The following is a 21,733-nucleotide window of genomic DNA, read 5'->3' as shown; positions in this document are numbered from 1 at the left end:
CCGCTGCGTCGAGTCCTTCGAGGGCCGACTCCCGGATGTTCTCGCGCTCGGTCTCGGCCATCGCCGCGAAGTGCACGCTGCCGACCGCCGAGCAGCCGCTGCGGGTGGCCGAGTTCGACGCCTTGTTCGCCGAGACCGTCCATGGTCGCGCCGTCGTCACTGAGCGGCCTCCCAGGCCCTCCACAACCCGGCGTACACACCACCGGCATCAACCAGCTCTCCGTGGGTGCCGGTCTCGATGATCCGGCCGTGCTCCATCACCATGATCCGGTCGCAGGTTGCCGCTTGAGAGAGACGGTGCGCGACCACGACCGCGGTGCGCCCGGCGAGGACGGCATCGGCAGCGCGGTCGAGCTGTCCGGCGTAGGTGGAGCCGGCCTCGGCGGTCGCTTCGTCGAGGATCACCAGATCAGCGTCGGTGAGCAGCAGGCGGGCGAGGGCGAGCTGCTGTGCCTGCGCGTCGGTGAGCGGGTGTCCGCCGACACCTATCAGGGTGTCCAACCGGTCCGGGAGCACATCGAGGATCGATGCGGCGCCGGTGGTTTCGAGCGCTGCATGGAGGTCGCGATCGGTGGCCCGGGGGGCGGCGAGGGTGAGGTTGTCGCGCAGGGTGCCCGCGAAGACGTGGACCTCTTGGGTGATCATCGCGGTACGGCCGGGGCGAGTCACCTTCCCGGCCTCCGGTAGGTGGGTGCCGGCGACCACACCGGCGAGCGTGGTCTTGCCTGCCCCGGACACGCCGACGACGGCCACGCGCTGACCGGACGGGATGTCGAGGGTGATGTCGTCGAGCACCCGTGGCCCCTCGCCGTAACGGAACGAGACCTCGTCGAGCCGTACGGCGGTGCCTGCGGCCTGTGCTGGGACATCAGGCGAGCTGAACGGAATCGTGACGACCCCGATCATGCGGCTCAGCGATGCGAGGGCGGACTGGAGGGTGTCGACGACCAGCAGCAGCTGGTTGACCGGTCCGAGCAGGCGTAGCACGAGCAGCATGGCGGTGGTGGCGCCGCCGACGGACGATGCGTCGTGGTCGATGAGGACGAAGCCGACGACGAGGACGGCGGTCAGGCTCAGGCACTCCCCGAGGTTGAGCCGGGAATTGAGCATGCTCAGCACGGTGCGTGCGCGTAGCGACTGCCCCGCGACGCGCCAGGAGTCCGTCATCACGGCCCGGTGTCGTTGCTCGGCGAGCCCGAAGCCGAGCACGGTGGCGTAGCCGCGCTGGGATTCGAGGATCTGCTGGGCACGCGCGCTCATCGCCGTTCGCTCGGCGCGGTAGACCCCTGGTCCGATGCGCAGGTACCACCGCACGGCCAGCACGTAGACCGGCAGCACGACGGCGAAGGCGACCGCGTAGGGCCATTCCAGTGCCGCGAGCCCGCCCAGCGACACGACGATGGTGAAGGCGGTGACGGTGAGCACCGGGATCACGGCGGGGGCGGCGTCGGCGACCGCGGTGACGTCGTCGCTGGACCGCGAGATCAGGTCTCCGGTGCCGGCGCGCTCGACGAGGTGCTGGGGGAGCGTCATCGCGTGGCCCACGAGCTGCTCGCGCAGCGCGGCGAGGATGGAGTGGTAGACGCGGGTGGCGAGCACGATCGTCAGCGCGGTGCCCGAAGCACCGAGGACCACCGAGAGCGCCATGACGACCGTGACCGTCAGCACTGTGGCGAGGTCCGCGGTGCCTGCCTGCACGCGGTCGACGAGGAATCCGATCGCCCCGGGCACGATCAGGTCGACGCCGGTGCTGACGATCCCCAGCACCCCGGTCGCGGCGAGCCGGAGCCGGTACCCGTGGCTGAGCCGCCACACCTCCCTGACCGTCTCGCGGCCGCCCGCGACCGGCAGCCCGGGCAGCCCGGCATCGGAGGCCGCGGTCTCGGGTACGGCGGAGCCGCCGCTCACCGCGCCGTCCTTGAGGGCGCGGGTACGTCGTCAGGCAGCTCGACGACGCGGTCGCAGGCGGCGAGCAGCGCCGGGGTCGAGGCGATCAGCAGCGTCGAGCGGCCTGCACGGACACCGCCCAGCCGGCCTGCGATCGTGTGCTCGGTGACCGAGTCGACCGCGGTGGTCGGATCGTGGAGCACGAGCACCGGTGCGTCGCTCGCCAGGGCGCGGGCGAGCGCGACCCGCTGGCGCTGGCCGCCCGAGAGCCGGTTGCCGTCCTCGCCGACAGGGACGTCGAGGTCGGCTGCGAAGTCGTCGCAAGCGGCGGCTCGCACCGCGGCGTCCACCCGCTCGGGCGCGCCCGCGATCACGGTGACGTTGTCGCGGAGGGTGCCGCTGAACAGCGTGGCGCGGTGCGGCGAGACGGTGACCAGGGAGCGGTACTCGACCGGGGACAGCTCCCGCGCCGCGATCCCGTCCAGCCGCGCCTCGATCCCTCCCTCGGCCCTCGGGTCCAGCAGCGCCTCGACGACACGGGCGGCGGTCCGGTCGTCGGCGCGCACGCCCACGAGCTCGCCGGGCTCGACCCGGATCGTCACGCCGGGCCCGGAGAGGCTCGGCACGACCACGTCCAGCTCCGGCAGCGCGGTGATTTCCCGCCGGGTCACGTCATCGGGCCCAGCGGTCGACGCGGCGTTGTCCCGCAGCACGTCGAGGACACGCAAGGACGAGGCGCGGGCGCCGGCGAGGTTCGGGATGGACGTGCTTGCGATGGCCTGGATCTGCGGCAGCAGTGCCTGGGTGAGGCCGACGGCGGTGATCAGCCCGCCGATGCTGAGCTGTCCGTCCACGGCGAACCAGCCCGCCAGCCCCATCACCGCGGCGACGAACGTGCCGCTGACCACGCCCGAGCCCACCAGGAACCTGCCCAGCAGGCCCGCGTTGCGCCTGGCGCCGGCAAGGGTCTCCTGGCTTGCCTGCCGGTACCGGCTGGTCGCCTCGGCCTCGGCACGCACCCCCTTGATCACCCGGTATCCGGCGACCAGGTCCGTGGCCCGTCCGGCCGTGGAGGCCAGCAGCTCCTGGTACGCGCGGGTGTCCCGGGAGAGCCGCTCGCTGAGCACGCCCATCGACCAGACCGCGACGGGCGCCCCGAGCAGCACCACGAGTCCGAGCAGCCAGTGCGTCGCCAGCAGCGATGCCGCGATGAATGCGATGGCCGTGATCCTCGAGACCGGGATGATCATCAGGATCACCGCGTTGGACAGGCGCGCGACGTCGTTCGTCATCACGGAGACCACACTGCCGCCCGGCGCCCGGGCGGTGCCGCCGACCGGGTGCAGCACGCCGGTGGACAGGGTGCCGCGGAGTCGGTGCTGCAGTACCTGCACCGCGTAGGCGGTCAGCCGCAGCGAGAGCCTCGCCGCCGACGTCAGCGCGACGTAGAGGGCCACCAGCACGCCGAGCCACAGGACCAGCTGTCCCTCGTCCCCGGTCGCCAGGGCCCGGTCGATCGCGAGTCCCATCACCACGGGGACCGCGGACTCGCCCACCTGCCACACGATCGCCAGCAGCATCGCGGGAACGCTGACCCACCGCACCGAGAAGATCACGCGCAGCAGGAACCGGCCCGGGGTGATCCCCGGCCCGGATTCGAACGGCCGGGCACCGAGCGGCTCAGTGGGAGCGGGCAGGAGCACTGGCAGCCAGCGGGTCAGCGGTCCTCGCCCCAGGCCTGCGGTGTCGGCGCCCGAGAAACGCGAGGAGTTCCTCATGCCTGGCTCCGGTCCGTGCTCCTGAGCGGGAAGCACCAGAGCAGGGCGTCGGCGAAGATTCCTCGCCACCAGGCGTAGTCGTGTCCGCCGGCGAACTCTCTGTAGCGGGTGTCGTAGCCCTTCCCGGTGAGCACGTGGTCCAGCCAGCGGCTGTGGGTGTTGGAGGTCTCCAGCTCACCGACGTCGTGGAAGATGCGGATCGGTGCCGTTTCCGCGGCCAGGTAGTCGGCGATCAGTGTCGGTACGGGGGTACGGCGCAGCAGCTCACCTGAGCCGGTGCCCCACGTGAGGTCGGGGTGGTACCCGCACGACGGGGACTGGAGGATGGCGTTGCCGAACGTCATCGGGTGGTGGAGCGCCGTCCAGCCGGCGCAAAGACCGCCGAAGCTCTCGCCGGCCAGCGCAACGTCACCGGGATCCCGTGAGAGCGGATAACGGTGGTGGAGCCACGGCAGCAGTTCCTGGACCAGCATCTGGGAGAATGCCGGGTTGCAGAGCAGTTCCTCATCGCGCCGCAGCGCGGGCTGACCGACGAGGACCACCACGCAGGGTCGGACCAGTCCCGCCCGGACCAGGGCGTCACGAACGCTCGGCGCGCTGTGGTCCGGCGTCCCGTCCAGGTGAATCACGAAGGGCAGCGCGCTCTCGCCCGAGAACTCTCCCGGGGGCATCGAGACCCAGACGCGGCGTTCGTCGCCCAGGATCTCGCTCGTCAGCACGGCGGTTTCCACTGCCGGGGCCGGTCGCGCTTCGGCCTGATCGAGCCAGGGCATCGGCACCGCGTCGGGCAGCACTGCCACCGAGGCATCGGAGAACCGCTCCACCGAGCACTCCGAGAACCTCGGTGGCGGGTTGAACGGGTCCGGAATCCGTTCACCCTCACCCGTCGGCCCACGTCGTGTGAACACGTACGAGAAGCGCAGGTCGGAACGCATCCGCAGGGGGAGAACGCGGAACGGCGTCCCCGCCACCGAGGCGAACTCCGTGCCGATCGGGTTGAAGCCGATTCTGGGGCCGATCACCACCGAGAGGGTGACCGTCGTGTCGTCTCCGGGCTCGTCGACGAACGTCACCTCCACCTCGTCCGCGGAGACCCGCTCGACGAGCGGTGCACCCGTCTCCTCAAGATGTCGTCTGAACCTTTCCGGGCTCCACTCACCGGTCGACAGCTTCTCGACAAACGGATCAGCCATTTCTCGCGCTCTCCACGTCGGCGTTGTCAGCGGGCCTCGGCCGGGTTCGTTCGCGGCCGAGCGGCACCACCTGGGGGCTGCCGGCCACCGGATCGGGCAGCACCAGGCAGCGCAGACCGAACACCTCCTCGACCAGCTCGGCCGTGACGACCTCCTCCGGAGTGCCCTCGGCGACCACGGCGCCGTCCTTCATGGCGATCAGGTGGGTGCCGTAGCGGGCGGCGTGGTTCAGGTCGTGCAGGACGGCGACCAGGGTGTGGCCGGCGTGGTGCAGGTCGGTGAACAGCTCCATCAGCTCGATCTGGTGGGTGATGTCGAGGAAGGTGGTCGGTTCGTCGAGCAGCATGATGTCGGTGTGCTGCGCGAGCGCCATCGCCACCCACACGCGCTGGCGCTGCCCGCCCGACAGCTCGTCCACCAGGCGCCCGGACAGGTCGGTGACCGAGGTCTGGTGCATCGCCCTGAGCACGGCCTGCTCGTCGTCCTCGGTCCACTGCCGGATGAACCCCTGGTGGGGGTACCGTCCCCGGGCCACCAGATCGGCGACGGTGATCCCGTCCGGGGCGATCGAGGCCTGCGGCAGCAGTCCGACCCGCCGCGCCACCTCTTTGGTCTTGTAGGAGTTGATGTCGGCACCGTCGAGGACGACCTGCCCGGCCGACGGCTTCAGCAGCCGGGACAGGCCGCGCAGCAGGGTGGACTTACCGCACGCGTTCGGGCCGACGATGACGGTGAACGACTCGTCGGGGATCGCCACCGAGAGGTGCTCGGAGATGATCCGCCTGTCGTAGCCGATCGTCGCCGACTCCACACGGAGGCGCGCGGCGCCGGGCGGGGTCACGCTCACAGGCGCCTCCTGGCTTCGGTGAACAGCAGGTATCCGAGGTAGCCGCCGCCGAGCACGACGGTGATGATGCCGACCGGCAGCGGGGTGGGGGCGACGTGCTGGGCGAGGTAGTCCGACGCCAGGCACAGCAGCGCGCCGACGAGGGCGGCGGGGGCGAGGGTGATCCCGGCGGTGCGGGCGAGCCGGCGTCCGATCTGAGGCGCGACCAGGGAGATGAACGCGATCGGCCCCGACGCGGCCGTGACCGTCGCCGTCAGCGCCACTCCCACCAGGATCAGGCCGAGGCGTGCGGGCGAGACCCGTACCCCTTGCGAGGCGGCCGCGTCGTCACCCAGCTCCATCTGCCGCAGCGGCCGGCTCAACATCCCGGCCGGCAGCAGGAGTACGGCGACGCAGGCGCCGCCGATGACGACATGGTCCCAGGACACGCCGTTGAGCGACCCGGCACCCCACGCGGCCGCGGACATCGCCTGGTCCAGGTCGGCCTTGAGGATCAGCCAGGTGTTGAGCGACGCGAGCATCGCCGAGACGCCGATGCCGACGATGATCAGCCGGAACCCGTGCACCCCTCGTCGGTAGGCGAGCACGTACACGGCCACGGCGGTGGCCATCCCGCCCAGCAACGCCCCGCCGACCAGCTGCGCGTAGGTGCCGTTGACGACCAGGATCACGATCAGCGCGCCGGTGTAGGAGCCTTGGGAGAACCCGATGATGCCGGGGTCGGCGAGAGGGTTGCGCAACAGTGACTGGAAGACCGCCCCGCTCACCCCCAGAGCCGCGCCGAACACCAGCGCCGCGGCCACCCGGGGCAGGCGCCACTCGACCACGATGTCGTGGACGATGCCGGTCTCCTGGCCGGTCAGTGCGGAGAGCACCTGACCCGGGCTCAGGCCGTACGAGCCGGTCATCAGCGCGAGCACCGCCGTACCGGCGACCGTGACCGCGAGCACCGCGCAGACGACGACCGAGCGCCACTGGAGCCGTACGGCGATCCGCCGGTGCCGCAGCACCAGCACCCGCCTCCCGAAGTCCACCCGCGGAATGTGCGTGCTCATAGTCTGCTCGCCTTCTTCCGCCGCACCAGCGCGACGAGAACGGGAGCTCCGACGAAGGCGGTGACGACACCCACGGGGATCTCGCTGGGTCTCATCACGATGCGGCCGAGGATGTCGGAGACCAGCAGCAGGCTCGGGGCGAGAAGGATGCTGTAGGCGAAGATCCAGCGTTGGTGCGGGCCGACGATCCAGCGGGCCACGTGCGGCACCATGAGCCCGACGAATCCGACGGGTCCGGCGATCGCGGTGGCGCCACCGGCGAGCAGGGTGAGGGCGATCACCGCGAGCACACGGGTGCGTACCAACCGGACCCCTTGGGCGACCGCCAGCTCGTCACCCAGAGCCAGGGCGTTGAGCGGGCCCGACACCGCGAAGGCCAGGATGAGTGCCACCGCGAAGAACGGCAGGATCGGCCATACGACCTCGAGCGGGCGACCCACGATCGACCCGGCGTTCCAGTACCGCATCGCGTCGAAGGCGTCCGGGTTGGTCAACTGGAGCGCCTCCCTGGCGCCGCCGAACACGGCGCCGACGCAGACCCCGGCGAGCACCATGAACACCGGCGAGGAACCCTGCCGGGTCGACCCGAGGGCGAGCACCAGGAGCGTGACGATCAGTGCCCCCGCGAACGCGAACCACATGTAGCCCTGGGCGTCGCGGACGCCGAGCACGCCCACGGCGACCGTCACCGCGAAGGACGCGCCGGCGTGGACGCCGAGGACACCCGGATCGGCCAGGGGATTGCGGGTGAGGGCTTGGATCAACGCGCCCGACAAACCGAGTGCGACGCCGACGACCAGACCCACGATCGTGCGCGGCAGCCGGAAATCGCGGATCGCGAACTGGTCGATGTCGGCCGAGGAGCGGAACAGCGCGTCCCACACCACTGACGGCGCGATCGCCGTCGACCCGATCATGACACTCAGCACCAGCAGGACCACCAGCACCACCAGCGCGACGACCAGGCCGAGCAGACGACGACGCGATCCGGGCACCGTCTCGGTGCCCGGACCGTCCTGCCGGAGGGCCAGGGCTGTCACTTCTTGGCCGGCAGGGCCGCCAGTGCGCCGGCGAGCGAGTCCAGGTACCGGATGACGGGCCCGTAGGAGTTGTTGCCGGGGCAGAAGACTCCCAGCGCACGGCCGGAGCTCACGGCAGGCAGCGCCTTCCAGGTGTTGGTCTCGACCACCGGCACGAAGGACTCTGCCGGCCGGCCCTCGGCGTCGACGGGGTAGGTGATCACGTCGTACTTGGACAGCTCACCGATCTGCTCGAACGGCAAGGACTCGTAGGCCAAGGGGTCCTTGCCCTCGGCCGCCTCGGGGAGGTCCAGGCCGACGTCGTCCCGGGCGATCTCGGAGCAACCGATGTCCGCGATGTAAAACGTTCCGGGGTCGTTCCAGTCGCCGCGGGAGACGTCGACGAACGAGGTGTCGTCGATGATCTTTCCGTAGGTCGCCTGAATCTTGGCGACCTTGTCCTTGAACTCCGCCTTCTGCCGGTTGAGTGCATCCGCGACGTTGCCGGCCTCCGCGATTGCGTCGGCGAAGGCCTTCCACTCGGTGTCGAGCCCCCAGAGCACGGTCGGGGCGATCGCCTCGAGCCGCTTGCCGACCTTGTCCCAGTCGCTCGAGTGGAACTGGACCAGGATGAGGTCCGGCTTGAGGCCGGCGAGCTTCTCGAGGTCCACCTCACCACCGTTGCTGCCGATGATCTCGGCTGCCTCGTAAACGGTCCTCTGTTCCTCCGGCAGCACGCCCAGCTCGGAGTCGGACGCCTCGGTGACGCCTACTGGCTTGCCACCCAGATCGATGAAGGGGAGGTTCGTGTTGCCGATCGTGACGACCCGCTGGGGGCTGACGGGAACCTCGATGGTGCCGTTCTCGGCCTTGACGGTTCGGGTCTCGGCGGCCTTGACGCCGGGGGCCTCCGCGGCCTTGACGCCGGTGCCGTCGCCGTCACCGCCGCAGGCGGTGAGGACGAGCGACGCGCTCATCAGCGCGGCGGCAAGGGCGGCGCCGCGCCTCCTCAGGGGGATGTTGCTCATGGGTGGTCTCTTCTTTCACTTCTTCTCGGGAGGGAGGGGTTCAGTCGGCGCTGGAGCGGAGGAGCTCGTGGACGGTGGTGCCCAGGCCGACGGTGTGCGCCGACCTGCGCGTGAGGCCGGCCCGGGCGATGACAGCGTCCAGCTCCGCTGCGGTGCGAAGGCCGGAGCCGTGGCAGACCAGGCCGATCAGGTCTTCCTCGCCGTCGTGCTCGTCGAGGTCGTCGGTGTCGAAGACCTCCTCGATCAGCAGCACCCGTCCGCCGGGGGCGAGGTTCTCGGCTGCCCGGCGTAGTGCGTGAGCGGCGTCGGCGTCGGGCAGGGTCTTGAAGGCGCGGCTGACGAGCACGGCGTCGGCTGCCGGGCTGGGCTCGAAGACGGACTGCTCCAGCACGCTGACCCGCGTGCGTTGCCGCTCGTCGGGAATCGTGGCGGGCAGGTCGCGGCGCAGCCAGCCGGCCTGGGCCGGTAGAGCGCAGATCGTCACGCGCAGGCTTTCGTGGGCCGCGACGTACTCACGGGCGTGGGCGCCGGCACCACCGGAGTGGATCACGAGGTGCTGGACTCCTGTGAGCAGGCCGGACATGGCGATCGGTTCGGCGAGTGCGGGCTGGAACTTCGCCAGGCGCTCCAGGTGACGGTCCTCGTAGTCCTGCTCGGCTCGCACGTCGGCGAAGGTCTGGCCGGTGACCGAGGCGTAGGCGGGCCGGCCGGTGCGGACCGACTCGGTGAGGCCGTGGATCCCGAGCATCTCGCGGCCGACCACCCCAGCGGAGTGGAGCCGGTCCGCGATGAACTCGAGAGTGAGGACATCGCCGACCGGCGTCAGGGCGTAGTGACCCGGTTCTGTCTCGGTCACCACGTCCAGGGTGTGCAGGTAACGCAACAGCTTGCCCAGAGCGCGCTCGTCGGCGCCGGACTTGGAGGCCAGTTCGGTCACGCTGGTCACGCCGCGGGAGACCAGGTCGGGGACGCCCAGCTCGACGGCGGTGCGGATCGCGATCGGCGCGACCAGCTCGGTCAGATCGTGGAGCTTCTGGAACGGGGTGACCGTCTTCTCCGGGTCGGGTACCGCTCCGTCGCTCTCCAGGGCGACGACCTGGGAGCGACGCCAGTAGCCGGCGAAGTCGATGTCCTCCTTGGGCACGCCACGGTTTTCGACCAGGTGCCGGCGGATGTCCCGGACGGCCGTGTGCTCGCCGGCCAGCCACGCGAACGCCTGGCCCGACCACCACTCCGCACCGCGGACGGCCTCGGTCAGCAGCGACACGGTCCCGGCCGTCACGCCGGGGCGGACCAGCCACGTCACGTCCACCCCGGGCAGCTCGCGCAGCTTTTGGCGGTGGGCGTCCTCGGCGATCTCGATGAACACCTGCGCCCGGGCGTCGGGCGGGAGCTCGTCGAGCAGGCGGCCGATCGCGGGGAGTGCGGTGTCGTCGCCTGCCACGAGCAACCAGTCGACGCCGACCGGGAACGCCTTGGACGTGCTCGGGCCGCTGAGGTGGATGCGGTCACCCGGCTGGGTGCGATAGGCCCACGTCGTTCCGGCGCCCACCCCGTGCTTGACGAAGTCCACGTCCAGCTCGCCGGCCTCGGGGTCCCACCGGCGAACCGTGTAGGCCCTCGACAGCGGTCGAGGATTCTTGGGCACGATCAACGTGGCCTCGCCCTGGACCGGGAGCGCCGGATCGCGCTGACCTGGGTACGGGAAGTAGAACGCGAGGTCGTCGTCGAAGCCCGAGGACTCGAAGGCCGGCCGTACGAAGCCGTCCGCGGTGGTGAACGCACGCAGCTGTTCGCCGCCCAGCGTGACCCGCCGCATCCCCGGGGTGATGTCGACGGTCCGGACCACCTCGACCTCACGCAGGGTCGGCGGGTGCACGGTGAGCCGGCGTGAGGTCTTGGGCATGCGGGGAACCGAACTTTCCGCTCGTTTCGAGGGCAGAAGCCGCGCGTCGGCATCGGGACGGCACGCACTGGTAAGGTTAGGCAAACCTCACTAACAATAGTGTGCGCAGACTGCCGAATGGTTAGGACGTGGTGGTGCCCTCGTCGTTCGCCGCAGGCGCCAGCGACCCGCCGCCGATTCCGAGCGCGCGGTTGGGTACGTCAGATGCGCCCGTTCGGCCGCTGCTGCTCTGGGTTCGCACCGGCGCGGTGCACGTGCGTCTCGACGGCGGGCCGGCGCTCCACCTCAAGACCGGCGAGGGCGTCTGGATTCCCGCAGATGGCTGGGCAGAGCGGGCGATCACCACTGAGCCAGGCACTGTCGCCTTCCCGCTGTGGCCCCACGCCGGCGTCGGCGCCTGGGGGTCGTCGGAACCGACGCGGTTCGACGTTCCCAGTGGCTGGCAGGACTGGTTGATCCAGCTCTTCAACCTGCAGGTCACTCCGTTCAGCGGCCGCGGGTACTCACCCGAGGCGATCGAGGAGCTCCTGCGGCGTCCTGGCTCGCGCTCGTCGGTGCCCGTCGAGGTCGGGCGACATCCGAGCTCGGAGGGATTCGCATCGCCGGCGATGCCGCGAGCCCGCGGCGCCAGAGCAGTCGCCGAGGAGCTGATTCGCGACTCCGCGCTTGACCTCACGGTCGAGCAATGGGCGTCGCGGGTGCTCTCCAGCGCGCGCACCCTTCGCCGCGACTTTCTCGCCGACACCGGGCTCACGTTCGAGCAGTGGCGCCTGCTCTGCCGGCTCGGCGCTGCCGTGGAGTTCCTCGCCGCCGGTTACGACGTGGACCAGGTGGCCGCTCGAGTGGGCTTCGCCAGCCGCAACGGCCTCACCCGGGCCTTCAAGGGACGGTTCGGACTGACCCCCCACGAGTTCGGACGGGAGCTCTCCGCCCGACCTGGCGCCGGTGGACTGACGCAACGGGCAGCGGCGGCACGGCAGACCGACGACCTGATCCGGATGATGCGCAAGACGGACGCTCCCGCTGCGCCCGAGATGCTGCCCGCGGCCAGCACGCCGTCGCACACCAACGACATCCACGTCCTCAGCTGGATGTATCGGGGCAGCGGGTACCTGGACATCGGCGACCGACGCTACGAGCGGGAGCGAGGGGTGGCGACCTGGATCCCCGCAGAACTGGACCATGTCACCGGCCTGCGTGAGAACTCCGTCTCACTGCCGCTGGGTAACGCGAGCACCGGCGACCTCCAACTGACAGCGCCGCTGCAGGTGCGGTTCTCGCCCGCGTGGGACGACTACTTGATGTTCTGCTCGATCAGCGCCCGGTCCGTACTGCGTCCCGACGACCACAACCCCCGCCACATCCTCGACCTGTTCGCGGAACAGGTCGCCGCGCAGCGAGCGCTGTCGGTGCCGATGCCCAGCGATCCGCGCGCGCGTGCTGTCGCGATGGAGTGCTTGCGTCGTATCGGCGAGCCTGGCGAGCCTGGCGAGCCTGGCGAGACGCAGGATGTCGATGTCCGCGCTGAGATCCACCGTGCCTTCCGCGACGAGACGGGTATGACACTGGGTCGCTGGCGCTATGCCGCCCGCATGCGCATCGCTCGCGACCTGCTCGCCGCGGGCGCCCCGCCCAGCGCCGTCGCGCGCCGGGTCGGGTACGCCCACCTGCCTACGTTCAGCGCCGCCTTCTCTCGCTTCCACGGACTGTCTCCGCGGGACTACCAGCAGCGCGAGTCTGAGCGGAACCAGTAGTGCCGTTGCTGTGAGCTTGCTCCGCTTCGGCGGACACCATCGCCTGGGTGCCTCGTACTCGGCAGGGCTACGGTAGCCGAGACGGCTGTGCGGCCGGTGCAGGTGTACCAGCCCTCTCGCGCCGGGTCTCCATGACGAACAACACGTACAGGCGCTTGAGGAATATCGTATCGACGTGGAGAAAGCCGCATGCCAGGATGCCGGAGGTTTGAGCGATGAGGAACTGGCGCCAGGTCGGTGAGGCCCGGCGCGGCGCGGGCTCCAGCCCCGCCGCTGCCAGAACCCGGCGGACCGTCCCTTCCCCGACCTGTAGCCAAGGTCGAGGAGCTCGCCCTGGATGCGTCGATGTCCCCATCGCGGATTCTCCCGTGCCAGCCGGATGATCAGATCACGGATCTCTTCGGAGATTGGGGGCCGGCCCTGCGTGGCGGGGTAGGCCCAGTTCTTCTTGACCAGCCTGCGATGTCTGGCGAGTAGCGTGCCGGGCGTCACGATGCGATGCCGTCGAAGGCGAGCGGGTAGCAGCCTGGCCAGCGCGGCCAGCGCGGCCAGCACCGCCCGATCGGCCCAGTCCGGCCTGGGCCGGGCGACCTCATGCCGCAACACCAAGATCTCCGCTTCTTGGGAAGCGCTGCCCCGTGTGAGCAGCACCAGCCAGCCGAACACCCTGACCATCAGCAGATTCACAAGTCGAAACAGCCCGAAAGTCAAGCCTGGAAGACCAGGTCAGACATGCTGCATCAGCTCTGGCACCGGACAAGGGCCGCCTCTGGCGAAGCGGCCTTACGGCCTACGCCACGCTTGCGTCTCGACGTGGCTCAACGCCGGCGTACCGGCCACGCAGGCAGCGGAGTGGGCCGGTCACAGCGGCAACCGGACACGTGGAACCCCCCGTCTCTGCGCGAAAGTGCAGGTCAGGCGAGGGTTTTGGCTGTTCCAGAGAAGTAGGGCGGGTGGGACTTGAACCCACGACCCACGGATTATGAGTCGGTTCGATCAATGTCGCCCAATGCCGACGAGTGTCGATCGGCAATATGCGTCATTTGTGCCCGTCTCGGTGGCCTGCAGAGGGGCCAGAACTTCGTGATCAGGCTGGAGTTTCGCTGCAGATCGAACGCGTCAACCATCGAGCATCCATTGGCCGGTGTGGCGTCGGCGAGCCCGGTGAACCGCGCTGAGGTTTGGCGGAAACCTCTTCGCCAAACCTCAGCGCCTCACGTGGTGGCGAAACTGCCGGTGTGGGTCGTCTCAGCGCCTGTCTCCCCGTTCAGGGTTGCGCGGTGTGACGTCGTAGTCGCCGGCATGGGTTGGCAATGAGGTGTGCAGCTCATCTTCGATGTCCTCCTTTTGTTCGAGGATCGACGGAGCTTCCTCGGACAGGGCCGGGTGGAGTGCCGGCTCTTCGGCGAAGCGGCGCGGGATTGGCAGGTGTCCGGCTTCGAGGTCATCGGCGAGGTCGTCGCAGGCCCGCGCCATCTGGCGGCGCCACTGGTGCTGTTGCCGCCAGATGGGTGCAGGCGCCGCCCCTGACGATGCGCGAGTTGACCAGCGTGCTCACGCCCGGCGCTGGCCCGCCTCGGGGCGACTCCCCGTGGACTTCTGTGCGATGTCTCGCATGCGTGTGACATGGGGATGCCAAGGCCGGTCCGTGGGGCCGGTGAGTACGAGCCGACGGCCGAGTCTCGGTTCGAGCTCGACCATGATCAGGGTGTCGGGAAGCATGGTGGCGGCGAGCGAAGGCATGATCGCGACGCCGAGGTGTGCCTCAACCATGGCGAAGACGGTGCTGACCTCGTGGACCCTCTGCGCGGGGGCGTAGCGGGCGCCGGACGTGGCGTGCAGTTGCTTGATCTGGGGCTCGCAGCCGCTGGAGGTCACCACGAGCGGGTCCGCCAGAAGGTCCTCGAGTTCGATGCGTCCGCTGGCCGCCAGGGGGTGATCCCGTCGGAGCACGGCCCGGAAGTCGTCGCTGGCCAGCAGCAGACCGCCCGCCGGGAACGGGTCGGGGTCGATGAGCACGGCGGCGTCGACGGCCCCGGTCGCCAGCCATTCCTCGAGCTCGGCATCGTTGCCTTCGAAGAGCCGGATGTCGACCCCGGGGATCTCCCTACGCCACAGGGCGAACAGTTCGGGAATGAGCCGGTGGGAGACAGTCGGCGACGCTGCCACCCGGACGAGGCCGGTGGCGTCCTTTTCGTTGTGGGTCTCGATGGCGGCTTCCAGGGCGCGTGCCGCCGCGAGCACACTGCGGGCGTGCGGGAGGAGGACCTCGCCGAGCACGGTTGCGGTGATGGCGGGGGAACGGCGCACGAGCGGGGCTCCGGTGGCGCGTTCGAACGCGGCGAGTGTGTGGGAGACGGCTGACTGGCTCATCCGGAGATGGTCGGCTGCCGCACCGAAGCCACCGTGGTCGATCACGGCCGTGAACACCTCCAGCTGGCGCAGGGTCACGCTCATGCATTTACCTCATGAATAGATGAGCTTGATTTATTTGCTTCATCTCTGCAGCCTACCGAAACTGAGCAGGTGACGGCACGATCAGCGACGGCATGCGTCCGCAAGACGCCTCGAGACGAGGAGAACACGTGTGAACGGCATCGCCGGGAGAACGTGGGCATGGGCCCGTCTGGGCGTACTCGCCCTTTTGTGGGGATCGACATTCCTCTGGATCAAACTGGCTCTGACCGCGCTGTCTCCTGCCCAGCTCACCTTCGCTCGCTGCGTACTCGGGGCGCTCACCTTGCTGGCGTTGTGCCTTGGGGCGCGTCAGCGTCTCCCCCGTGGGCGCAAGATCTGGGGACACCTTTTCGCCGCCGCCTTCTTCTGCAACGCTTTGCCCTTCTTGCTCTTCAGCATCGGTGAGCAGAGCGTGGACTCCGGGGTGGCCGGCGTGCTGAACGCGACGACCCCGCTGTGGTCACTGCTGATCGGGATCATCATCGGCACCGAACGCGGAATCCATCCGATCCGCCTGGGCGGGCTGCTTCTCGGGTTTGCGGGAGTCGTGGTGATCTTCGCTCCATGGCAGCATGCCGGCCCTGTCGGCTGGGGGGTGCTCGCCATCGTCGTCGCAGCGGCCAGCTATGCCATCGGCTTCATCTACATGGGACGAAACCTCGTCGGGAAGGGTGCCGCCACGATCTCCCTCTCCACGGCTCAGCTCTTCGCGGCGGCGGCACTGACGGCGCTGACCTTGCCGGCCGGCAGCCTGGCGCCGGTCCAGGCCGACCAGCGGGGCTTGATCGCCGTCGTCATCCTGGGGATCTTCGCCACCGGAATCACCTTCCACCTCACGTTCCGGATCATCGCGGACGAGGGCGCGACCAATGCCGCGACAGTCGGCTACCTGCTGCCGGTGGTCTCGGTGGTGCTGGGGGCCATCGTGCTGGACGAGGGTTTCAGTGTCAGGGTCGCCGCCGGCATGGTCGTCGTCCTCATCGGTGTCGGAATGACGCGTCGACGGAAACCGGCCGTCGAAACCTCGCGGACTGCGAAAGAAGAGGATGTCCTTCAGTGACGACAGTGACAGTGAGCATCTCCCCGGCGGTGTCGCTGCGAGCGGACGCCATCGTGATCGGTGTCGCCAAAGGCCCTCAGGGGCCGGTGCCGGCACCCGGCGCGGAGACAGTGGCCAAGGCGTTCGACGGTGCGTTGGCCGAGATCCTCGGCATGCTCGGCGTGACCGGCGCTGCTGGCGAGGTGGTCAAGCTGCCGTCCCCCGACGGCGTCGAGGCCGGCATGGTCCTCGCGGTCGGCCTTGGCGACGCCGTCAACAGCGGCGCGTACGATGCCGAGAAACTGCGCGAGGCCACAGGTGCGGCCGCCCGGAGCTTGGCCGGCACCGGCAAGGCCGCCCTGGCCCTTCCTGTCGAGACCGCCGAAGCCGCGGAGGCGGTGGCCCTAGGCGGTCTGCTCGGCGCGTACACCTTCACCGCGTACCGCACAGCCGGCAACGCCAAGGCCCCTGTCGGTGAGCTGACAATCCTCACCGATCACGCGGGCCACGCGAGCGCCAAGGCCGCGGTACAGCGCGCCACCGTGATCGGCCGGGAGCTGAACCGTTGCCGGGACCTCGTCAACATGCCGGCGAACGACCTGTCCCCGGACAGCTTCGCCGCCACCGTGCAGGCAGTCGGTGCGGAGTACCGGCTCGAGGTCGAGGTCCTCGACGACAAGATGCTCGCGGAAGGCTCGTTCGGCGGCATCCTCGGTGTCGGTCAGGGGTCAGCCAACCCACCTCGGCTGGTGAAGATCGCCTACAACCACTCGGAGGCGAAGACCAACCTGGCCTTCGTGGGCAAGGGCATCACCTATGACTCGGGCGGCATCTCGTTGAAGCCGGTCGGCTCCAACGAGATCATGAAACGCGACATGTCCGGCGCCGCCGCCGTGTTCGCAGCCGTGGCGGCCGTATCCCGGCTCGGCCTGCGGATCAATCTCACCGGCTGGCTGGCGCTGGCCGAGAACATGCCGTCCGGGTCCGCCACCCGCCCCGGCGACGTGCTGCGGATGTACGGCGGCAAGACCGTCGAGGTGCTCAACACCGACGCCGAGGGACGGGTGGTGCTCGCCGACGCCCTGGTACGCGCGGGCGAGGAGAAGCCTGACGCCATCGTGGACGTGGCCACCCTGACCGCGGCCATGAGGATGGCACTGGGCAACCGCATCTTCGGCGTGATGTCCAACAACGACGACTTCCGCGACCGCATCCTCGACGCCTCCAAGCGGGCCGGCGAACAGGCTTGGCCGCTGCCGCTGCCTGACCAGCTGCGCAAGAGCCTGGACTCCCGGGTGGCCGACATCGCCAACACCGGCGAGCGGATGGGAGGCGGCCTGGTGGCCGGCCTGTTCCTCAGAGAGTTCGTGCCGGACGACACCGACTGGGCTCACCTTGATATCGCCGGACCGGCCTTCCACGAGGGCGCCCCCTACGGCTACACCCTGGAGGGCGGTACCGGATCCGCAGTGCGGACCCTGGTCCAACTGGCGGAAGACATCGCGGGCGATCGCAAGCCTGCCGGCAGATGACAATCCACGACGAATGAGGACCGAAGACCGTATGACCCTTCTCGACTCCGCCGCACCCTTCGGCCACTACTCACTGGCCACGGTCACGCCGGACGGCACCATCTGGGTGTCCGCGCAGCTTCCGGTGGGCAGCGGCATCTCTTCCGATTCCCCCGTTCCACGGCAGGCACGACAGGCATTGTCGAATGTCTTGTCGATCGTCGAATCCTTCGGAGGCAGGATTGAGTCCGTTGCCAAGGTCAACCTCTACCTGACGGACATCTCCGACTGGGACGCGGTCGACACCGTCTTCGCTGAGGTGTTCGGCGAACATCGCCCAGCGCGGACTGTGCTCCAAGTCGGCGGGTTGCACCATGGCTTTCGCGTAGCGGCAGACGCTGTCTCCTGGCGCACACAATGATGAATCCCGATCGAAGGGGCCGGCGGCCATGAGGATTCTCTACCAAGTCGATGCCTTCACCCGCACTCCGTTCACCGGCAATGCGGCCGGTGTGGTGCTGACGGCACAGGGCATGACGGACGCCGAGATGCTTGCGGTCGCGCGAGAGCTCAACAACTCCGAGACCGCCTTCGTGCTGCCCCCGGATGGTTCTGACCACGATGTGCGAGTCCGCTTCTTCACCCCGACAACAGAGGTTCCGACTTGTGGGCACGCCACCGTGGGGGCACACTTCGCCCGAGCCGTCGAGTATGACCTACCGTCGTGCTCGCTGGTGCAGAAGACGGGCACTGGGTTGCTCCAGCGGGTGGAAGTCCACCGGGACGGCGACCGGGTGCGGATCGGGATGCACCAGGGAGTGGCCGGCTTCGGCGCCGAGTTGGACCGCCACCAGGTGGACAGGCTGCTGCGAGGTCTGGGCGCCGGCGCCGGCGACCTCGCCGACAACGGTCCGGTCCAGGTCGTTTCGACCGGGCACTCCAAAGTGTTGGTGGAACTGCGTGACCGCACCGCGGTGGACGCCTTGAAGCCGAATCCCGCCGCGTTGATGGAGCTCAGCCATGAAGTGGGCAGCAACGGCTTCTTCGTTTTCTCCCGTGCCACCGGTGACGCCGGTCTGCTCACTTGGTCGCGGATGTTCGCACCCGCGATCGGCATCACCGAGGATCCGGTAACCGGCAACGGGCACGGCCCGCTCGGCGCGTATCTGGTGTGGCACGGCATCGTCCCGGCACCCGGCGGCCGACTCACCTTCACCGGGAGACAGGGAGCAGCGATGGGACGGCCCGGTGATATTCGCGTTCATGTCGAAACCCAGTTTGACGGCAGACTCCTGGCATCCATCACAGGTGATGCGGCAACAGCATTCAGGGCCGAGCTGCACAGTCCCCCGCCGGACGGGCATCCAGCGGACGCCACGGCGTCCGGACCGCTGAACGAGCCGGGTCTTTCATTCCGCTGAAGCGCACGTCGGTCCCTATCAGGACTCGTTGGTCGAGCAGGTCGATGGGGGTTGGCGGTCTTGTTTCGGCTTGCGATGGGGTCAGCTGTCCGATGCCGCGGTGGGGTCGGGCGGTGTTGTAGTGCTGCAGGTAGCGGGTGAGGGTTCGGCGTAGATGGTGACCGGTGTTCCGGTCGTCCTGGTTCTGCTGCCACGAGGAGCAGGAACTCGGCGGCGACGCTGAGGCGGGAGCCGGCCGGGGCCGCGGCCCGGAGCACCTCCGCCGACAACACGGTGACCTGCGCTTACAGGTAGTCACCCGCGGGGTCCTGGACGCGCAGAACCACAAGTCGCTGAGTCGTCCGACACCGCTGACGCCGGGCAAGCCCTACGAGATCACCTTGAAGATGCTGCCGCAGGACTACGAGTTCAAGGCTGGGCACCGGCTGGGCCTGGTACGGACCGGAACCAACGACGACATCACCGACGCCGAACCCGGCACTGGGACCAAGGTCACCGTTGACGTGGCCGGCACGTCAGTTTCGCTGCCGCTGGTCGCCGGCGCGTCCAGCGGGCAATAGGCCGATCGATCTTCGCCTACGGTCGCGGCCGGCGTGGTCGCGACCGTACAGCGAAGGCCGGGTTCTCCCTGCCCGGTGTCAGAACTTGATCGTCACGCCGCCCGGGCTGACCTGCGGTGCGGAATCTTGAGTGGCGACCGTCCATCGGAACCTCTCGCAACAGTCGCGCATCAGTGGCCAGGTCAGAGGGGTGAGCAAGATTCATCGGCAATCGAGGAAGATCTCGTGGCACCGGACAGGGACGAGGCCAGGCCAATCACCTCGGCTTGTGCCGTGGCCAGCGAACTCGCTGCCGACGACCGGAAGTCGGCCAGATGGGGGACCAGCCAGGCCAGGGTCATCTCGGCGGTGATGAAGGAGAGGTTCACATCGGACACGCCCTGCTTGGCGAAGTACGCGCGTAGGTAAGGGGTTTGGAAGTCCCAGGACTCCCGCGGGGTGCCGGGACCGTATGAGCCACCTCGCGCGGTGATCACCACGACCTTGGTGTCGCGCAGCAGGCTGTCTCCGGTGTCAGAGGCATGGAAGGCCCCAGGGAAGCTCACCCGGTCGATCCAGGACTTCAGCGAGGCAGGTATCGAATAGTTGTACATCGGGGCGCCGATCAGTACCGTGCCGGCTGACAGCAACTCAGCGATCAGTGGGCGGGTCAGCTCCCATTCACGCTGCTCGGCCGGGCTTTCGATCAGCTCGGCCACCCTGGCGGGCGGGAGGAGACCATGCCGCTCCACCCGCCTGCCCAGCGCGCAATAGGCGGTGCCCAACGGCGGCACCGGGGTGGCGGCCAAATCCCTGTACTGGTAGCTGGCCGAGCCGTGCACGGCCCTCCAGGTGCCGGCGAACAACGCTGTCAGCTGCCTGCTGATCGACTCGTCGGAACGGTTGGCACCGGAATCCACGTGCAGCAAGGACGCCATGCTCGTCTCCTGTCACCTCAGTTACGTCGGGTACGTCATAGGAGGCGACGGAACGAGGCGCGGAAAGGTGACCGGGTGAGCGAGCGAGACGATCTGGCAGAACGGTTCGAGGAGCAGCGCGGCCAGTTGCGCGCACTCGCTTACCGGATGCTCGGCTCGCCGGGTGAGGCCGAGGATGCCGTGCAGGACGCGTGGCTTCGCCTGAGCCGGATCGACTCCCAGCAGGTGGACAACCTGGCCGGCTGGCTGCGTACCGTGGTGACCCGCATCTGCCTCGACCTGCTCCGTTCCCGCAGGTCACGGCAAGAGGATCCCACCGAGCAGCAGAAGCTCGACGAGATCTCTGCAACCGCTCGGGGGACCCAGCCAGAAGAAGAGGCGGAGCTTGCCGACTCCGTCAGCAACGCGCTGCTCGTCGTCCTCAACACACTGAACCCTGCCGAACGGATCGCGTTCGTGCTGCACGACATGTTCGCCGTGCCGTTCGATCAGATCGCACCCATCGTAGAGCGTACGCCCGTCACCACGAAGAAGCTCGCCAGCCGCGCGCGTCAGAAGGTCCAGGGCACGCCCCTGGTACCGGCACCGGCGCTCGCCCAGCACCGGCGGATAGTCTCGGCGTTTCTTTCCGCCGCGCGGGCCGGCGATCTCACCGGGATCCTCGCCGTACTGGCTCCAGACGTGGTACGGCGAGCCGATCCGGCTGCCTTGTCACCGGGCGCGGCAGTCGAGGTCCGTGGTGCGCGAGCGGTGGCGGAGGGCACCCTGGTCCTTGCCCGAAGGTCGCAGCTTGCCGAACTCGCGCTGGTCAATGGTGCGGTCGGGGTTGTCGTGGCCCCAGGTGGTCGGCTGGTGCTCGCAGTCACCTTTGTGATCGAGAACAACGAGATCATGGAATATGACGTGATCGCCGATCCCACCCGCCTAGGACAACTCGATCTTGCGGTGCTCAGCTTGGATGACGGACAGTAGAGCGGTCACTGGAATTTCATCGCATGGGCCATGCCGGTGATGAGCTCACCGTGGGAGACGGTAATCCGGTTGCTCATCCACGGCATCCACGCCAAGCCGCCTCCGTCCGGCTCGCAAACGCGACTTTGGTTCGGCCGCCATTTCGGCCGAGGAAATCTCCGGCTGGTTGGTATGTGCGGCTGACGTCTGCTCCCGGCCAACTAGCGCCGCAATCCTCGGCCCCGGCGACCTCGCCGGCACCGGCAGGCGTGGGACCGGCGACCAGGCCGTCGGTACGACCACCCGGTCCCGGTCGGACCGATCGGAGACGAGCCGGGCCGCAGCCCGGTCGACGGGTACTGGCGTACCCGGAACGCCGCAGCCCTGGCCGCCGGGCGCTGGCATGCCCC

Annotated in this window: 18 protein-coding genes and 1 pseudogene; 7 read left to right on the top strand and 12 right to left on the bottom strand. The window is 69.0% G+C overall.

What is annotated here, in order from left to right; all coding sequences use genetic code 11:
• Positions 1-156 precede the first annotated feature (156 nt).
• The 8 genes from ABEA43_RS40220 to ABEA43_RS40185 are packed head-to-tail and all read right to left on the bottom strand — an operon-like array spanning position 157 to position 10,713.
• Positions 157-1,908, bottom strand: a complete 1,752-nt coding sequence (locus ABEA43_RS40220; RefSeq protein WP_345570448.1) for an ABC transporter ATP-binding protein — start codon at positions 1,906-1,908, stop codon at positions 157-159.
• Positions 1,905-3,665: an ABC transporter transmembrane domain-containing protein gene (locus ABEA43_RS40215; RefSeq protein WP_345570446.1), complete on the bottom strand. Its 1,761-nt coding sequence runs from the start codon at positions 3,663-3,665 to the stop codon at positions 1,905-1,907. The genes ABEA43_RS40220 and ABEA43_RS40215 overlap by 4 nt, the downstream gene beginning before the upstream one ends.
• Complete coding sequence (locus tag ABEA43_RS40210; RefSeq protein ID WP_345570444.1) at positions 3,662-4,858, bottom strand: alpha/beta hydrolase; 1,197 nt, start codon at positions 4,856-4,858, stop codon at positions 3,662-3,664. The genes ABEA43_RS40215 and ABEA43_RS40210 overlap by 4 nt, the downstream gene beginning before the upstream one ends.
• A complete protein-coding gene (locus tag ABEA43_RS40205) occupies positions 4,851-5,699 on the bottom strand; it encodes an ABC transporter ATP-binding protein (RefSeq protein ID WP_345570667.1) in 849 nt (282 codons plus the stop codon). The genes ABEA43_RS40210 and ABEA43_RS40205 overlap by 8 nt, the downstream gene beginning before the upstream one ends.
• A 2-nt stretch (positions 5,700-5,701) precedes the next feature.
• Positions 5,702-6,760 (bottom strand): FecCD family ABC transporter permease, encoded by a 1,059-nt coding sequence (locus ABEA43_RS40200; protein ID WP_345570442.1) that lies wholly within the window; start codon positions 6,758-6,760, stop codon positions 5,702-5,704.
• Positions 6,757-7,800, bottom strand: coding sequence for a FecCD family ABC transporter permease (locus ABEA43_RS40195; protein WP_345570440.1), 1,044 nt, complete (start codon positions 7,798-7,800; stop codon positions 6,757-6,759). The genes ABEA43_RS40200 and ABEA43_RS40195 overlap by 4 nt, the downstream gene beginning before the upstream one ends.
• On the bottom strand, positions 7,797-8,807 hold the full coding sequence (locus tag ABEA43_RS40190; protein ID WP_345570438.1) for an ABC transporter substrate-binding protein: 1,011 nt from the start codon (positions 8,805-8,807) through the stop codon (positions 7,797-7,799). Before ABEA43_RS40190 ends, ABEA43_RS40195 begins: the two co-directional genes overlap by 4 nt.
• Before the next feature lie 40 nt (positions 8,808-8,847).
• Positions 8,848-10,713: an SIP domain-containing protein gene (locus tag ABEA43_RS40185; RefSeq protein ID WP_345570436.1), complete on the bottom strand. Its 1,866-nt coding sequence runs from the start codon at positions 10,711-10,713 to the stop codon at positions 8,848-8,850.
• Positions 10,714-10,841: 128 nt separating this feature from the next.
• Here ABEA43_RS40185 and ABEA43_RS40180 point away from each other — a divergent pair, with 128 nt between their 5' ends.
• Positions 10,842-12,467, top strand: a complete 1,626-nt coding sequence (locus ABEA43_RS40180; RefSeq protein ID WP_345570434.1) for a helix-turn-helix domain-containing protein — start codon at positions 10,842-10,844, stop codon at positions 12,465-12,467.
• 1,248 nt (positions 12,468-13,715) lie between these two features.
• On the opposite strand, the gene ABEA43_RS40175 is transcribed toward ABEA43_RS40180, so the two are convergent.
• Positions 13,716-13,943: a hypothetical protein gene (locus ABEA43_RS40175; protein WP_345570432.1), complete on the bottom strand. Its 228-nt coding sequence runs from the start codon at positions 13,941-13,943 to the stop codon at positions 13,716-13,718.
• A gap of 78 nt (positions 13,944-14,021) precedes the next feature.
• Complete coding sequence (locus ABEA43_RS40170) at positions 14,022-14,924, bottom strand: LysR family transcriptional regulator (RefSeq protein ID WP_345570430.1); 903 nt, start codon at positions 14,922-14,924, stop codon at positions 14,022-14,024.
• A 130-nt stretch (positions 14,925-15,054) separates the two neighbouring features.
• Between ABEA43_RS40170 and ABEA43_RS40165 the strand changes: the two genes are divergently transcribed.
• From ABEA43_RS40165 to ABEA43_RS40150, 4 genes are read left to right on the top strand one after another with little or no spacing between them, the layout of a single operon-like run.
• Complete coding sequence (locus ABEA43_RS40165) at positions 15,055-15,984, top strand: DMT family transporter (protein ID WP_345570428.1); 930 nt, start codon at positions 15,055-15,057, stop codon at positions 15,982-15,984.
• Positions 15,981-17,495 (top strand): leucyl aminopeptidase, encoded by a 1,515-nt coding sequence (locus ABEA43_RS40160; RefSeq protein WP_345570426.1) that lies wholly within the window; start codon positions 15,981-15,983, stop codon positions 17,493-17,495. The genes ABEA43_RS40165 and ABEA43_RS40160 overlap by 4 nt, the downstream gene beginning before the upstream one ends.
• Before the next feature lie 31 nt (positions 17,496-17,526).
• Positions 17,527-17,895, top strand: a complete 369-nt coding sequence (locus ABEA43_RS40155; protein ID WP_345570424.1) for a RidA family protein — start codon at positions 17,527-17,529, stop codon at positions 17,893-17,895.
• Between the two features lie 28 nt (positions 17,896-17,923).
• Positions 17,924-18,895: a PhzF family phenazine biosynthesis isomerase gene (locus tag ABEA43_RS40150; protein WP_345570422.1), complete on the top strand. Its 972-nt coding sequence runs from the start codon at positions 17,924-17,926 to the stop codon at positions 18,893-18,895.
• Here the strand turns inward: ABEA43_RS40150 and ABEA43_RS68295 are convergent.
• Positions 18,801-19,028 (bottom strand): annotated as a pseudogene (locus tag ABEA43_RS68295) (hypothetical protein); the annotation flags it as partial. The gene ABEA43_RS40150 and the pseudogene ABEA43_RS68295 overlap by 95 nt on opposite strands.
• A gap of 31 nt (positions 19,029-19,059) precedes the next feature.
• Between ABEA43_RS68295 and ABEA43_RS40145 the strand changes: the two are divergent.
• A complete protein-coding gene (locus ABEA43_RS40145) occupies positions 19,060-19,455 on the top strand; it encodes a CocE/NonD family hydrolase C-terminal non-catalytic domain-containing protein (protein WP_345570420.1) in 396 nt (131 codons plus the stop codon).
• Positions 19,456-19,637: 182 nt separating this feature from the next.
• Here ABEA43_RS40145 and ABEA43_RS40140 read toward each other — a convergent pair whose 3' ends face one another.
• Complete coding sequence (locus ABEA43_RS40140) at positions 19,638-20,372, bottom strand: FMN-dependent NADH-azoreductase (RefSeq protein WP_345570418.1); 735 nt, start codon at positions 20,370-20,372, stop codon at positions 19,638-19,640.
• Positions 20,373-20,447: 75 nt separating this feature from the next.
• On the opposite strand from ABEA43_RS40140, the gene ABEA43_RS40135 reads away from it, so the two are divergent.
• The gene (locus ABEA43_RS40135) at positions 20,448-21,344 is read left to right on the top strand and encodes a sigma-70 family RNA polymerase sigma factor (protein WP_345570416.1); all 897 of its coding nucleotides are present in this window, start codon (positions 20,448-20,450) and stop codon (positions 21,342-21,344) included.
• The last annotated feature ends 389 nt before the right edge of the window (positions 21,345-21,733 follow it).

This window comes from Nonomuraea rosea (genome assembly GCF_039539705.1).
GTDB classification, from domain to species: domain Bacteria; phylum Actinomycetota; class Actinomycetes; order Streptosporangiales; family Streptosporangiaceae; genus Nonomuraea; species Nonomuraea rosea.
The sequence above is the reverse complement of the archived record's forward strand: the minus strand, read 5'-3'. Positions and strand labels throughout refer to the sequence as shown.

Excerpts from the sequence above, each read along its gene's own strand:
- ABEA43_RS40155 (WP_345570424.1), top strand. The coding sequence starts at position 17,527 with ATGACCCTTCTCGACTCCGCCGCACCCTTCGGCCACTACTCACTGGCC.
- ABEA43_RS40175 (WP_345570432.1), bottom strand. The coding sequence starts at position 13,943 with ATGGCGCGGGCCTGCGACGACCTCGCCGATGACCTCGAAGCCGGACAC.
- ABEA43_RS40185 (WP_345570436.1), bottom strand. The coding sequence starts at position 10,713 with ATGCCCAAGACCTCACGCCGGCTCACCGTGCACCCGCCGACCCTGCGT.
- ABEA43_RS40210 (WP_345570444.1), bottom strand. The coding sequence starts at position 4,858 with ATGGCTGATCCGTTTGTCGAGAAGCTGTCGACCGGTGAGTGGAGCCCG.
- ABEA43_RS40170 (WP_345570430.1), bottom strand. The coding sequence starts at position 14,924 with ATGAGCGTGACCCTGCGCCAGCTGGAGGTGTTCACGGCCGTGATCGAC.
- ABEA43_RS40140 (WP_345570418.1), bottom strand. The coding sequence starts at position 20,372 with ATGGCGTCCTTGCTGCACGTGGATTCCGGTGCCAACCGTTCCGACGAG.
- ABEA43_RS40215 (WP_345570446.1), bottom strand. The coding sequence starts at position 3,665 with ATGAGGAACTCCTCGCGTTTCTCGGGCGCCGACACCGCAGGCCTGGGG.
- ABEA43_RS40190 (WP_345570438.1), bottom strand. The coding sequence starts at position 8,807 with ATGAGCAACATCCCCCTGAGGAGGCGCGGCGCCGCCCTTGCCGCCGCG.
- ABEA43_RS40150 (WP_345570422.1), top strand. The coding sequence starts at position 17,924 with ATGAGGATTCTCTACCAAGTCGATGCCTTCACCCGCACTCCGTTCACC.
- ABEA43_RS40200 (WP_345570442.1), bottom strand. The coding sequence starts at position 6,760 with ATGAGCACGCACATTCCGCGGGTGGACTTCGGGAGGCGGGTGCTGGTG.